Consider the following 14,662-nt stretch of genomic DNA (forward strand, 5'->3'; position numbering starts at 1 on the left):
GCCGCCAAGTTAGACTGCGGTAACAAGGATGTACCGTCAGTCTAACAAAAGATTTTTGTTACTTTTCATCTTTGAAAAGTAAGAGGTTTTCCCTATGATTGGATGAGAGCTTGGAGAGACTCCGTCAAGACCGCTTTCAGATTTAATCTCTAAAGAGAAATCATAATGAATAAAAAGAATTTTATTTTTATAACCCTCTGCCTGTCAGGTCTAATCTCGACTACTCATGCTGCTGTACCTCCAGATAAAACCATTATCAGTTGGATTACCAATTTACAAGATTCAAATGCCAATCCACCCCAAGCTATTCAGATAGATTCTACCGAAGCAGTGAAATTGATCTCTGGTGAGGAAGCCTATTTATCTGGTGTGAGTTTTGAAAATGCAGGACGTAATTTTTGGGCTGGTTATGTGTTAACTCGTCCAAAATTAAAACAGGCTCGAATCTTAAAAGAGTTTGGCGGTCAATCGAATAGCTTCAAAGTGCATTCAACCGTTTATAAAGGCAAACTGACTCAACTGATCGAAATTGAAAGTGCAGGTTCAGGACAGGGGACGGTCGAGTCGAGTAAAAGCTTGGTTTATTTCACTCAGTGGACCAGCAAACTGATTACCGAGGTAGAAGAATCTTCATATGACGGACGCTATGATGAAAAACTGGGGGCAGAAGACTGTCGTACTGGTCGAGATAATTCAGGCTATTTAAATGTTATGCCTTATTCCCCTTATGTGATCCGAACAACGGTGATCGGAGATGCATGTAATAATAAACCCCAAGGCTACAAGGTGAGCAGTAAACTTATTCCTGTTGTGATCACTGAAATAAAATAAAAAAAAGCTAACAAGCGAACTTGTTAGCGCAGGAGTAAAATTATAGTTATTGGATTAATTTATTGTTTTCTTTTTTTAGTTATTACTGACGATGCCGATTTTAGTGACATTGCTCTGTTGAGCGAGTGCCATCACCATCGCAATATTTTTATATTCAGCTTGTGCATCAGGCTTAAACTTAATCTGATCCTGATCGGCTTTTTGCGCGACCGAATCAAACAAGGCTTTTAAGGCTGAACGATCAGCAACAGCTTGATCATTCCAAAAAATATGCCCTTGTGCATCAACTCGTAGATTGATGGTCTCAGGTGGTTTTTGCTCTGTCGGTGGTGGGGTACCATTTGGCAAGTTAATGTTGATTGCATTATTTGGTATCGGGATCGTGATAATAAACATAATCAACAACACCAACATCACATCAATCAGCGGCGTCATGTTGACGTCGAGCATGACATCATCTTCATCATTTTTTGAACCCACGTTCATACCCATGTGTGATTCCTCCTGTTATGGCGCAGAAGCAGGCGGGGTCGTGACAAATGCAATTTTGCCAATCCCTGCTTGTTGGGTTGTACTGATCACCTGATCAATTGCTTCATAGTGAGTCTGTTGATCGCCACGAATATGAACCTCAGGCTGCGGACGTTTTTGTGCTTCAGCTTGTAAACGAGCAAGTAAAGTTTCTTTATTTGCAACGTGTTGTTCATTCCAGAAAATATCGCCCGTTTTATTGACGGAAAGCTGGATATTTTGTGGAGTCGTGGCATAAGGTGTGTTTTTCTCTTCGGGTAGTTTTACTGGAACCGTATGTGTGACGACTGGAACTGTGATTAAAAAGATAATCAGCAGTACCAGCATGATGTCGACCAGTGGGGTCGTGTTAATCGTCCCGATGACATCATCGTCATTTTGATCTGAATTAATCATCATGCCCATAATAGTGTTCCTTATTTAGAATCACGGTTTGGGTGATTACTATTTAAGTCACCGCTAAGTAATACAGCATGTAGGTCTGAACCAAATGAGCGAACATTGTCCATCACTGCTTTATTACGACGGGTTAGCCAGTTATAGCCAAGCACAGCAGGAACGGCCACTGCAAGACCAATTGCGGTCATAATCAACGCCTCACCCACAGGGCCAGCAACTTTATCAATCGATGCTTGGCCTGAAATACCAATTGCAGTAAGGGCATGGTAAATCCCCCAAACGGTTCCAAATAATCCTACGAATGGCGCAGTTGAACCCACTGTTGCAAGGAAGGCTAGGCCATTACTGAGATGGCTTTGTACTTTCTCAATAGCACGTTGGATCGAGATCGTCACCCATGTGTTGAAATCAATACGCTCCAATAAGGTGCCATCATGATGTTTGGTTGAACGGATGCCTTTTTCAGCAATATAACGGTAGCTACTATTGCTATTTAAACTTTCTGCAGCGCTATTTAAAGACTCTGCTTCCCAGAAATGACGTTCAGCTTCTGTGCCATGGCGCTTGATTTTACTTTGTTGAAATACTTTCGACAGAATGATGTACCACGTCCCAATTGACATCAGAACCAAGATAAATAATGTTGATTTTGCGACTAAGTCACCTTCGCGCCAAAGTGCTTCTAAACCATATGGGTTATGTACTTTTTCAGCTGTTGCAGGTAATGGTGGCGGGGTTGGTGCTGCTTGTGCTGTGGCATCAGTTGTTACGGTGGTTACTGCTGTGGTTTGCGTAGTCTCATCAGCCCACACGGTTGCAACTGGTAGTAAGGTCGTGCCTGCGATTAGGCCAATTGCTGCGATTCGAGAAATACGTTTTGCTGTGTTCTTCATCTTTAAATTCTCCAAAAATTGTTTATTCAATGCATTTAATTAGGAAATCGTGAATGGATATTCGATTTCGTACCATTCTTGTTGTGGTACACCGTCTTTCATTGCTGGTTTAAATGTACACAGGCTATAAGCTTTGACTGCTGCTTTATCTAAGCTTTTACTACCACTCGACTTTTTGACTTTCGAATCAATCACTTTGCCTGAACCGTCAACCAGTACACGAATACGTACCGTACCTTCTTCTTCATTCATCAGGGCTTCACGTGGGTATTCAGGTTTTTGACATCCTGCTTCACCTTCAGAAACACCACGCGAAATTCCTGCTGGTTTAGCTGGAGCTGCAGGCGCAGTAGGGGCTGTTGGAGCGGCAACAGGACTCGGACTTGCTGCTGGCGCAGGCGTTGGTGTAGCAACAGCCGTTTTAGTTGGTTGAGCAGGTGCTGGTTTTTGTACAGGTGTAACTTTCTCCACCTGTTTCGGTGGGTCAGGCATCTTGGCCACTTTTTCGACCATTTTTGGTGGCTCGGGTGGCTTTTCTTTAGGTTTAGGTTCCTCTGGTTTTGGAGGCGGTGGTGGTTTGATGTCCTGAATAATCTGTAGTTCTACAGGTTTGTCGACGGGCTTGCTAAAGTCGGTCGCTAAACTTGTCATCAGAATATAGGCGATAATGAGATGGAGAAATAACACCAAGCCAATACCAACAAGGCGTTTGGCAGGTTGATTTTCACTCTCAGAAAAGGGAATGCCCATAATTACTCCTGAAATTGTAATCATGGATTCATCATCGTTTGGAGGACGGGATCAATTAAAAAATTGATACTGACCGCTTTAATTTTTGATGAATCATAGGATTACGGTAAACCACTGCGACATAATGGAATTTATGTTGCAGTGGCGAAACTTATTAAAATTTGTAGGTGCCTCTCAGGAAATATGCTCGCCCAGTTACATCGCTGTAGCGAGGGTCGTAACCATATTGGAAGTTATCTAATACATTCGATGCGGATGGTTCCTCATCAAATATATTTTTTATACCTGCAGTAAGCTCTAGATTTTTAAAACCTTTATAGGTTCCTGAAATGTTGTACAGGGTATAGTCACTAACACGATGGTTGTCGAATTTATCATCACCCGTTTCATTTTGATCTTTATAACCTCGGTAGAACTCTTGCTCGAATACCATTTTCCAGTTTTCATAGCTCCAATTTACATTGGCAACATGCTTCCAGCGTAAAATTGCAGGGTCATCGTATTTGCCTGCATAACTGTCCCAAGTTCCACCTTTTTCTTCTTGTCGGTCATAATTAATAATATAAGTTCCATCAATTCCAAAGCCAAAGCGGCCTGTTACGGTCATTGGGGATAGGTAATTTAAGGCAAGGTCAATCCCTTGGGTTTTAACCCCACCCATATTGGTTAATGCGCTATTGATATATTGGAGACGGCCATCTTCACCACGAATGAAACGATCTGCATATTTTTCTGGATCACCAAAAATCATGGCTTCACCAATACTATTAATCAGGCCATCAATTTTGATGTTGTAATAGTCAGCAGAGAAAACAAGATTCTTAATGGGTTCTACTACAAAACCAGCCGTGATTGAGGTGGATTCTTCTGGTTGTAAACCTTTGGTTCCGCCCTGAGTGCGATAAAATTGCGTATTACATTCAGTCTTATATTGTTCTGAGATCGCTTGTCCATTTGGGCAAAGTACAGGGTCATTGTATTTCGCTCCTGTATAGGTCTTACTCTGTGGTGCATTGATGTCATACAGACTTGGTGCACGGAAACCTGTACTGTATGAAGTACGGAACATTAACTGTTTTAAAGGCTCCCAACGGAAGGCTACTTTAGGATTGAAAGTATCACCAAAATCACTGTATTTATCATAACGGGCAGCAAGTTGGGCTTCTAATGTTTTGGTAACAGGGATATGTAGCTCAGTAAAGACGGCTGTGATATCTCGTTTGCCCTTACTTTCTGGTTTGTCTGGATCAATTCCACTGCCTGGGACTTGTCTTACAATGTCTGAGTTAACATTTGCTTTCCAGTCTTGAGAACTGAAGCTTCCACCGAATGCAAAACCGACATCACCAGCGGGAAGGGTATAAATTGGACGACTGACATTAAAGTCAAATGTAGTTGCAGTTAGGGTGCCTTTATTGGTATCTCCTTTAACTTCGAAGGATTGCCATATATTTTGATCAGCACTTGGACCAAATGGATTCAGTTTTCCTGCATTTAAAGCGGCTTGTACTTGGCTCTGATTGAGATAGCCACCCGCAAAACCATCTGTTGCTTCACTGCGCGCATAAGAAACACCAGTGTTGATATCCCATCCATAGGCTTCACCCTCTAAAGCAAGTAGTGCTCGATGTGATTCATTAACAGGATTGGATATTCGATTACCTGCTTGCGAACGTAAATAAAGCTCTAAAGGTTCTCCACTTAAGCCACTGACAGCAGGTGTAATTCCGTTTCCTGGGTAGTAAGGACTTGTTGATGGAAGTGTAACAGAGCGGCTATAAACATCAGGTGCAATAGAAGTTGTAACTTCATTACGTGAATAAACATATTCACCAATGGCATTAAAATTGTCATTTAATTTGAATGTGCCGCGCCCGAGTGCAGAAATGGTTTCTGATTTTGGAACGATACCGATCAATGCTTGTGTATTTAGATAGCACAGCCCGCCATCTGCAACTGTATTTGGAGCATTATTACATCCTGTACTCGCATATGGGTTGCCCAGTTTTCCTGTTTTCGGATCACGAAAATTGGCAGGAAAACCATTGGCTGAACTTGCATCGATCCCTAGCTCAGGCAGAATGCCGCCTCTTTTACTGGCTTTACGATCACTTGCCATAATGTCATTTGAACGGCGGTAATCAATGACGCCCATCACATTAAAACCTTGCTCCTCCAAATCCCCATAACCACCAAATATAGAGACATCCTGTTTGTCTCCCTCATTTTCTTCAGGCTGGATCAAACCAGCACTAATATTTAATCCTTCAAAGGACTTCTTGGTAATAAAGTTGATTACACCTGCAATCGCATCTGCACCATAAATTGCAGAAGCTCCATCACGGAGGATTTCAATGCGATCAACCATAGCCATTGGGATAATATTCAGGTTGGTTGTTGATGTACTAAATGGACTATATGCCAGACGACGACCATTCAATAAAATCAAAGTTTTATCTGTACCTAATGCACGTAGATTTGCTGATGAACCTTCGGTATTACTTGCACCAACATTCTGGGCAGTAGCGAATCCAGCTTGGTTGGCACTGACTTTGGTTAAAGCCTCTTCAACGGTGGTTACGCCTTGCTTGGCAAGGTCATCGGCTTTGATAATCGTAATAGGCGATGCACTCTGTGCTGCAACCCCCTTAATGGATGAACCTGTAACAGCAACTTTTACGACTTTGGCTGCTTTTTCCTCGGAAGGCGATTCAGCCTCAGCAGCATGAGCCATGGTTAAACACAGCATACTTAAACTGAGCGTACTGAGTTTAAGTATGGTTCTGCTCGCTTTTGGCAGAGCACTTGGTTGAGCGAAGTTGGCTTTTTTCATTGATTATTTAACCCCTAAATGGATTGCCACTCTAAAAATTCAATAAATCCGTTTTAGCAAGAGCTGTGCCAAACCCTATTTTTAGATTTCGGTTAATGTAGAATAAAATGTGTAAAAGTGTTTTAGTTTTTATATATAAGCTTTTCATATTTTTACTAAATATTAAAAATATTGAAATAATTTTAAATGTGGATTGGTTAACATAAAGTTCCAAATAAGGTTCGGTTTTGTAATGCATTAAAATGAATCATAAAGTTTTATTTTTGCTTTTTTGTGGTGCAAATCATCTTTTATTGTTATAAAACATGTGTTTTATTATTTTTATTTCATTGAAATGGAAAATAATATATAAAAATATGATTTGGCATAAAGTTACTTTTATTTAAGATGCGTGAAAATTAGACCTGCTAAGAATACATTTTGATTAAAAAATAAACATGATTTTTTTATTTGAAAAGTGGCATGAATTTAGCTAGGTAATTTTCGATCTTTAAGGGGTTTTTCTTTTGACTTAATTTTTCCAACTGGTAAAACATCATTAAATAAATGATTTTTTGATAAAAAATTGGAATGAGAATCGCTGAAAGGGAAACGGTTGTAGTGTTGAATGCTATGCGAAAGTCTAGTATTTATTAAAAAACGATGATGTGAGCACTGATTTGAAGTCAACTTTTTTTACGGTCACAGTATTATCAACCGTTATTGCATTCATGCCGATGGGGTATGCAAAAACACCTGCTCAAGCAGATAAAGTACTCCGTGTTGCATTTGAAGCACCAGATGATGGCTTTGATATGGTTAAAACTTTCAATTTTTATAGTGGCAGTGTTGCCGATGTAATTTTTGAAAGGTTGCTTCAATATGATTATCTAGCAAGCCCAGTTAAACTGGTACCTGCAACAGCTGAGAAGCTACCTGTTATTGAAAAGGATGGTCAAGTTTATATATTTAAAATAAAACCAAGGATTTATTTTACTGATGATCCGGCATTTAAAGGCAAGCGAAGAGAGCTAGTTGCAGAGGATTATGTATATTCAGTTAAGCGGATATTAGACCCTAAAAATCATGCTTCGGCATTTTCTTTTATTGATAATAAAATTATTGGTGCAAATGCATTGGTTGAGCAAGCCAAAAAAACAGGCACATTTAACTATGATGCCAAGATTGAAGGCGTAAAAGCTCTGGATAAATATACGATTCAATTCACGCTGACGCAACCTGATTATAATTTTCCTTATATTTTGGCTTATAGCACCTTTGGCGCGACTGCACGTGAAGTTGTTGAATATTATAAAGATCGTTTGGCTATGCATCCTGTGGGAACAGGGCCCTACATGCTGAGTAAGTATGTACCACGGAGTAAGATCGAACTAGTTGCCAATCCTGATTATCGTGGTTTTATCTGGAATTTTAAATCTACAGGAACAGCTTGGGATAACCAACTTGTCAAAGAAATGAGTGGTAAGCAAATGCCGCAAATTGGTAAGGTCAATATCAGCATTATCGAAGAAGAACAATCACGTTGGCTGGCTTTTCAGTCTAAACAGCTTGATTTTGATAAGGTGACTTCAAGTGCAATTCCGAAAGTGCTCGATCAAAACAACCAGTTAAAAGCCGAAATGAAAAAACAGGGTATACGTCTCTATGCCAATAAAGAGGCAGAAATCACTTATTCTATGCTGAATATGCGGGACCCAATGGTTGGTGGTAATAGTCTGGATAAAATCGCATTAAGACGTGCCATCGCCATGTCTTTTAATGTCAATGAATATATTCGTATCTTAAGAAAAGGTCAGGCGGTTAAAGCTGAAATGCTAGTCCCTGCTGGCATTAATGGTCATAACCCGAATTATCGTAGCAGTATTGGTTATAACCCTTTACTGGCGAATAAATTGCTGGATCATTTCGGCTATAAAAAAGGTCAAGATGGTTATCGCAATCTGCCTAATGGTAAGCCTTTAACATTAAAAATAAATACCGAGAGTGGCACATCTTCTGTGATGTATTCTGAACTGTGGAAGAAGAATTTAGATGCAATCGGTATCCGAGCAGACTTCAAAGTAAGTAATTTTGCAGATAACTTAAAAGCCGCTACCCAGTGTCAATACATGATGTGGAGTGGGGCATGGCATGCAGATTATCCAGAGGGTGAAAATTTCACCCAGTTGCTTTACGGTCCGAATGTTGGGCGTGGCAATCAGTCCTGTTATCAGTCAGCAGCCTATGACAGTTTATATAAGCAAGCGATGCAGCAGGCTCCTGAAAAACGTATGCCATTCTATGAAAAAATGAGCCGCCAAATTGAAGCAGATGGGACTTGGATTTTGCAAGATACACGGATTCGTAACTGGTTGATTCAACCTGAGGTTCAAGGCTTTAAAGCGCACCCAATTATGAATACCAATTGGCAATACTTAGATATTGTTTCACCAAATCAAAAATAAGCGATGCATTTATGATGAAGCAAAATTTTAAACTTTCGATACAAGATTACGGTTTGGCATTGTTATTGGGGACCAGCTTAAGTTTGGGAGTAACGAGTGTAGAAGCAAAAAGCCCAGCCGATCCAAAAAAAGTACTGCGTTATGCTTTTCCTGTAGCGGAAACTGGTTTTGATCCTGTGGCAACGCAAGACTTATATTCTGCTCATATTCTTCATTCGGTATTTGAAACCCTCTATACCTATGATTATTTAGCCTCACCAGCCAAGTTAATACCGAGAACCGCAGTCGCATTGCCTGAAGTCAGTGCGGATGGCCTAACCTATACTATTCGGATTCAGAAAGGGATCTATTTCACACCTGATCCTGCATTTAAGGGTAAGCCACGTGAGTTAACTGCGGCAGATTATGCGTATTCATTTAAACGATTAATTGATCCAAATCTACATTCTCCAAACAGTTGGTTGTTCGAAGATAAAATCGCTGGAATAGACACGCTTATTCAACAGGCCAGTAAAACAGGAAAATTTAATTACGATCAGCCGATGGCTGGGATACAAACACCTGATCGTTATACCTTGGTCATTCGTTTAAAAGAACCGAATCATAATTTTCCGATGCTCTTGGCGCATCAACCGACGGGTGCAGTAGCACGAGAGGTAATTGAAAAATATCGTGATAAAGCGGGCTATGTGATGGGACGCCCTGTAGGAACAGGTCCTTATATGCTGTCACATTGGACACCGGGTTCACGGATTATTTTGAAGGCAAACCCAGATTATCGTGGTTTTACATGGGATTTTAAGGCCAGCAGTCCAGAAGATCAAAAAATCGTACAACAAATGCAAGGCAAGAGAATGCCGCAAATTGGTGTTGTCGATATTCAGGTGATTGAAGAATCACAATCAGGTTGGTTATCGTTCCAAAAAGATGGTCTGGATTTATTTACGCTGGATGGTGAATTACCTGTACAAGCACTCCAAACGGATGGCAGTTTAAAGCCAGAGTTAGCCAAGAAGGGCATCCAACTGTCTCGTATTTCTGACCCATCGATTGATTATCTGTACTGGAATATTCAAAACCCTGTGGTTGGTGGTCTGAGTAAAGACAAAATCGCATTGCGCCGTGCGATGTCGATGGCCATTTCTAAGGATAAATTTATTAGTATCTTGGCCAAAGGGAATGCCAAAAAACTCGAATCTCCGATTCCCTTTGGCGTAGCTGGATACGATCCAAATTACAAAAGCAGCATTCCTTATTCTGTTAAAGCTGCAAACTTACTACTCGATCGTTACAACTACAAAGTCGGGAAAAATGGTTGGCGGACTTTACCTGACGGAAAGCCTTTAGTCATTGAGTTTATGCCTTCTAGTAGCAGTGCGCGTAGCATGCAAATGGCGGAGTTGCTCAAGAAAGATTTGACCAGTATTAAAATTAATATGGTGTCCAAACCTGTACCTTTTGCTGAAGGTTTAAAAGCAGAAAAACAATGTAAGACCATGTTCAAGGCATCAGCTTGGGTGGCTGATTATCCAGATGCAGACAATTTTGTGCAGTTGTTCTATGGCAATAATATTCACGCAACCAATCATACCTGCTTTAAATTACCTGAATATGACCGTTTATATGAGCAATCACAAAAGCTTGATGATGGTCCTGAACGGGATCTGTTGTACCGCAAAATGTCGCGACTGTTAGAGTTTTATAATCCTGTGCAATTCATTTCCACGCGTTATCGCAATGTCGTCGTACAGCCTCGTGTCATTGGTTATAAGAAGCATCCAATTTTGCCAGCAGAATGGATGTATATCGATATTCAAGATAAGAAATAAGCAACAAATTAAATTGGAGAGAAAAATGGCGAAAAAAACGTTGAAGTTATCGACACTGGGTCTGTTATCAATAGCGGTTGCGGGAATGAGTCAATGCATATGGGCTGAAAGCACACGAACAACTTTACCGATTTTAAAAACGGCTGATAGTGCCCAATGGTGTGATGCCAATTTACAAACCTTAAAGCAACGTATTGCTCAACTGGAAAAACAAAATATTAAGCCCCAATCTGATGCAGCTCCTGTGTTGGCGGAATGGGATCAGTTGATGGCAAGTTTTGAGGATTTTTCAGGGCCAATTAGCTTATATAGCAATGTTGATCCAGATGCTAAATTACGCCAAGCGGCTGAAGATTGTGAAGTCAAACTCAATCAACTACAAACTGAAATCTATCAGAACCCGAAGTTGTATCAACGCTTTAAAAACACAAAAGCCAACGATGCAATTGATACCAAGTACCGCCAAGATATTCTTGATGCCTTTGAAGATACTGGGGTACAGCTCCCAGCTGCAAAAAGAGCACGGGTCAAAACTATTTTTGATGAGCTCACCAAGCTTTCACAAGAGTTTTCTCGCAATATTCGTGATAATCCAGAAAAATTAGAATTTACACCTGCTGAGTTAAAAGGCTTACCAGATAGTTATATTTCAGGCCTAAAGAAAAATGATAAAGGCAATTATTTACTAGGTTTTGAATATCCAGAATACCAACCTTTTATGGAGCTGGCGGACAGTGATGATGCACGTAAACGTTATCAAACCGCATTTACACGTCGTGGTACAGAAAAGAACTTGGTTTTACTCAAACAAATTATTGACTTACGCTATGAGTTGGCGCAGTTGTTTGGTCAGCCAAGTTATGCTGATTGGGCTTTAAAGAAGCGTATGGCGAAAACGCCAAAAACGGTCAACACTTTCTTGGCCGATGTACATAAAGTCGTTGCACCACTAGAGCAAAAAGAGGTGGAAGAATTACGTACTTTTAAAGCCAAGACTTTAAACACAACTGTAGAAAAAGCTGAAATTAACCGTTGGAATGTGGGTTATTGGAGCGAGAAATTACGTAAAGATAAGTATCAGATCGACCAAGAAAAACTGCGCGAGTATTTCCCAACCTTAGCTGCACAAAAGTGGTTATTTTCGATTTCTTCTGATCTTTATGGCATTGAATTCAAGCCAGCCAAAGTCGCTGCATGGCAAGATGAAGTGGAGTATTACGATGTCACTGACAAAAAAACAGGCGAAGTCCTGGGTGGCTTGTACATGGATAAATTCCCACGTGAAGGCAAGTACGGGCATGCAGCGGTCTGGGGTGTCTATGGTGGCAGTACGCTGAGTAAGCGTAAACCAATTTCAGTCTTGGTCACTAACTTTAACCGCAAAGGTTTAAATAGTGATGAATTGGAAACCTTTGTGCACGAGTTTGGTCATGCCTTACATGGCATTTTATCAAAAACTCGTTATTCAGGTCAGTCAGGCACATCGGTAGAGCGCGACTTTGTTGAAGCACCATCACAAATGTATGAAGAGTGGGCACGTCGTAAAGAGACCTTATCGAAAGTAGCTGACTACTGTGATCCAGCTTGTCCGCGCGTTGACGATGCACTGATTGCGCGTCTTAAATCAGTACACAATTATGGGCGTGGTATGCGTTATGCACGTCAAACGCTTTATGCACAGTACGATATGGCACTTCATGGCTCAGATGCACTGAAAGTACAGCCGATGGATGTTTGGAAAAAAATGGAATCGGCAACCGCATTGGGTTATGTACCGAACACCGAGTTCCCAGGGCAGTTTGGACATTTGATGGGCTATCAAGCGGGCTATTATGGTTATATGTGGTCTGAAGTATTGGCCTTGGATATGTTATCGGCTTTTGGCGACAATTTGAATAATGCAGAAGTAGGGCAACGCTACCGTCAAACTATTCTGTCACAAGGTAGTCAAAAGAATGCAGCGCAACTGGTCAAAGACTTTTTAGGCAGAGAGCCAGATAACAAAGCCTTCTTTAATGAAATTACAGGTCAACGGGTCAAATAAGGATTTGCCATTATGCTTGCTTATGTCGTGCGCAGACTATGGCAAATGATCCCGACCATGTTGGGTGTCATTCTGCTGATTTTCTTCTTGTTTAACTGGGTGGGGGGCGATCCTGCATATATTTTGGCAGGAAAAATGTCGAACCCAGAGCAAATCGAAAACATCCGTAAACAGTTAGGGGTCGATCAACCTTATTATGTGCAGCTGTGGATTTTCATTAAACAGATTCTGACTTTTGATTATGGTGCGAGTTGGAGTACGGGTGAATCAGTCTCTCAGATTATCTTGACTCGTTTAGGGCCATCGTTAACGTTATTGATTCCACTCACGATTTTACAAACGGTGATTTCAATTATCTTGGCATTGGCGGTTGCATCGGTTCGTGGTTCATTGACAGATCGTATGGTGATGATGCTCTGTACCATTGGTATGTCGATCAGTATCTTGGTGTATATCATCGTTTTCCAATATGTTTTGGCATATCAGTTAAGTTGGTTCCCAGTACAAGGTTGGAGTGATAGCTTTAGCCAAAATCTATTTCATTATGCGCTGTTGCCGATCTTAATTATGTTGGTGGTCAGTATTGCCCCAACGCTACGTTTATATCGCAGCTTCGTATTAGACGAAATTAACCAAGATTATGTGCGGACTGCACGTGCCAAAGGTGTGGGTGAGTCGCGTGTACTTGGTGTGCATGTATTGCGTAATGCCTCAATTCCAATCGTCACTGAAGTGATGGCTAGCCTGCCAGCGTTACTCATTGGTGCTTTCCTGATTGAGCGATTCTTTGGTATTCCAGGCATAGGACGGGAAATTATTATTGCCGTTGAGCGTAGCGACTTTCCTGTGATTAAAGCGATTACAGTGTATATCGCTGCGGTTACCATGATTTTTAACTTGATCGCCGATCTGATTTATAAGCTCCTCGATCCTCGTGTACAGTTGAAGTAGGAGGATGACGATGCTCAGTACAATTTTTAAAGGCAAAAGCTCCTCAAATGAATCATCTGCTTCAACAGGGCTCTGGCATTTGGCTCTGAATCGGCTGAAATCAGATCGGATCGCTGTGGTTTCTTTTCTAGTGGTGTTGTTTTATTTCATCCTACTCGCTTTATCTATGACAGGAGTAATTGCCTCTAACTGGAATAAAGAAGTTGCTGTCAGTTACGCACCACCGACATTTTTAGGTGCAGATACCGAGTCTGATCAAATTAATGCAAATACTGAAAGCACAACAGCTTTACCTGAAAATCCAGTTGATCCTCTAAAAGACATTATTCAACAACTCAATACCGAAATTCAGGCTGAACAACAAGCTGGAGCTGTAATTGATGATTATGGCATGGTCGATCCGCTGGCTGAGGATATGAAACAGATTGATCAGCAGTTAGGTGGACATCTCCTTGATCAAAAGCAAGAGTTAAAAACTACTTTGCCTTTTGGGGCGGATAAGTGGGGACAAGATGTTTTATTAAAGACCATTAAAGGGGCTGAAACGTCAATTTTAGTCGGCTTACTCTCTGCATTATTGGCAGTGGTGATAGGTACTTTCCTTGGTGCAATTGCTGGATATTTTGGCGGTTGGGTGGATGATGTTCTGAATTGGTTCTATAACATTTTCACCTCGATTCCTTATCTGTTATTGGTATTGGCCATTGCGGCAGTACTACAACAAAAAGGGATTCTGTCGATTGTGCTGATTTTAGGTTTAACCGGTTGGACTGGGGTATTCCGTTTAATTCGTGCTGAATACATGAAACACAAATCGCGTGAATATGTACTTGCAGCCAAAGCCATTGGAGTCAGTCATTTACGTCGGATGTTTGTACATATTTTCCCCAATGTCAGTCATATCGCCTTGGTACAGATTTCGATTCTGGTGGTGTCATTTATTAAATCAGAAGTGATTCTGAGCTTCCTTGGTTTTGGTGTACCTGTTGGGGTGGTGTCTTGGGGCAGTATGCTGAATGAAGCGCAAAGTGAATTGATCTTGGGCAAATGGTGGCAATTGGCAGCGGCATCAATTGCCATGGCTGTATTAGTCACAGCATTCTCGATGTTTACTGATGCATTACGTGATGCATTAGATCCTAAGTTGAAATAGCGGA

11 protein-coding genes are annotated in these 14,662 nt (G+C 41.0%); 6 read left to right on the forward strand and 5 right to left on the reverse strand.

Going from position 1 to position 14,662, the window contains the following annotated elements; all coding sequences use genetic code 11:
- The first annotated feature begins 165 nt into the window (after positions 1–165).
- On the forward strand, positions 166–831 hold the full coding sequence (locus NDN11_RS04120; RefSeq protein ID WP_251110857.1) for a hypothetical protein: 666 nt from the start codon (positions 166–168) through the stop codon (positions 829–831).
- Between the two features lie 75 nt (positions 832–906).
- On the opposite strand, the gene NDN11_RS04125 is transcribed toward NDN11_RS04120, so the two are convergent.
- The 5 genes from NDN11_RS04125 to NDN11_RS04145 form a co-directional block, all read right to left on the reverse strand.
- On the reverse strand, positions 907–1,323 hold the full coding sequence (locus NDN11_RS04125) for an ExbD/TolR family protein (protein WP_251110858.1): 417 nt from the start codon (positions 1,321–1,323) through the stop codon (positions 907–909).
- Positions 1,324–1,338: 15 nt separating this feature from the next.
- Positions 1,339–1,767: an ExbD/TolR family protein gene (locus tag NDN11_RS04130; RefSeq protein WP_167247980.1), complete on the reverse strand. Its 429-nt coding sequence runs from the start codon at positions 1,765–1,767 to the stop codon at positions 1,339–1,341.
- Positions 1,768–1,778: 11 nt separating this feature from the next.
- Positions 1,779–2,654 carry a MotA/TolQ/ExbB proton channel family protein gene (locus NDN11_RS04135; RefSeq protein WP_167247981.1) on the reverse strand — a complete coding sequence of 292 codons (876 nt, stop codon included), beginning with the start codon at positions 2,652–2,654 and terminating at the stop codon, positions 1,779–1,781.
- A gap of 39 nt (positions 2,655–2,693) precedes the next feature.
- Positions 2,694–3,404 carry a TonB family protein gene (locus NDN11_RS04140; RefSeq protein ID WP_167248372.1) on the reverse strand — a complete coding sequence of 237 codons (711 nt, stop codon included), beginning with the start codon at positions 3,402–3,404 and terminating at the stop codon, positions 2,694–2,696.
- A 154-nt stretch (positions 3,405–3,558) separates the two neighbouring features.
- Positions 3,559–6,237: a TonB-dependent receptor gene (locus NDN11_RS04145; protein ID WP_251110859.1), complete on the reverse strand. Its 2,679-nt coding sequence runs from the start codon at positions 6,235–6,237 to the stop codon at positions 3,559–3,561.
- 659 nt (positions 6,238–6,896) lie between these two features.
- Here NDN11_RS04145 and NDN11_RS04150 point away from each other — a divergent pair.
- From NDN11_RS04150 to NDN11_RS04170, 5 genes are read left to right on the forward strand one after another with little or no spacing between them, the layout of a single operon-like run.
- Positions 6,897–8,681, forward strand: a complete 1,785-nt coding sequence (locus NDN11_RS04150) for an ABC transporter substrate-binding protein (protein ID WP_251110860.1) — start codon at positions 6,897–6,899, stop codon at positions 8,679–8,681.
- A gap of 11 nt (positions 8,682–8,692) precedes the next feature.
- Positions 8,693–10,510 carry an ABC transporter substrate-binding protein gene (locus NDN11_RS04155; protein WP_502801329.1) on the forward strand — a complete coding sequence of 606 codons (1,818 nt, stop codon included), beginning with the start codon at positions 8,693–8,695 and terminating at the stop codon, positions 10,508–10,510.
- 25 nt (positions 10,511–10,535) lie between these two features.
- The gene (locus NDN11_RS04160) at positions 10,536–12,554 is read left to right on the forward strand and encodes a M3 family metallopeptidase (protein ID WP_251110861.1); all 2,019 of its coding nucleotides are present in this window, start codon (positions 10,536–10,538) and stop codon (positions 12,552–12,554) included.
- 12 nt (positions 12,555–12,566) lie between these two features.
- On the forward strand, positions 12,567–13,505 hold the full coding sequence (locus tag NDN11_RS04165; protein ID WP_004655290.1) for an ABC transporter permease: 939 nt from the start codon (positions 12,567–12,569) through the stop codon (positions 13,503–13,505).
- A gap of 10 nt (positions 13,506–13,515) precedes the next feature.
- Positions 13,516–14,658 carry an ABC transporter permease gene (locus tag NDN11_RS04170; protein ID WP_251110862.1) on the forward strand — a complete coding sequence of 381 codons (1,143 nt, stop codon included), beginning with the start codon at positions 13,516–13,518 and terminating at the stop codon, positions 14,656–14,658.
- Positions 14,659–14,662 lie beyond the last annotated feature (4 nt).

This window comes from Acinetobacter sp. C26M, from assembly GCF_023702675.1.
In the GTDB taxonomy this organism is placed as follows: Bacteria; Pseudomonadota; Gammaproteobacteria; order Pseudomonadales; family Moraxellaceae; genus Acinetobacter.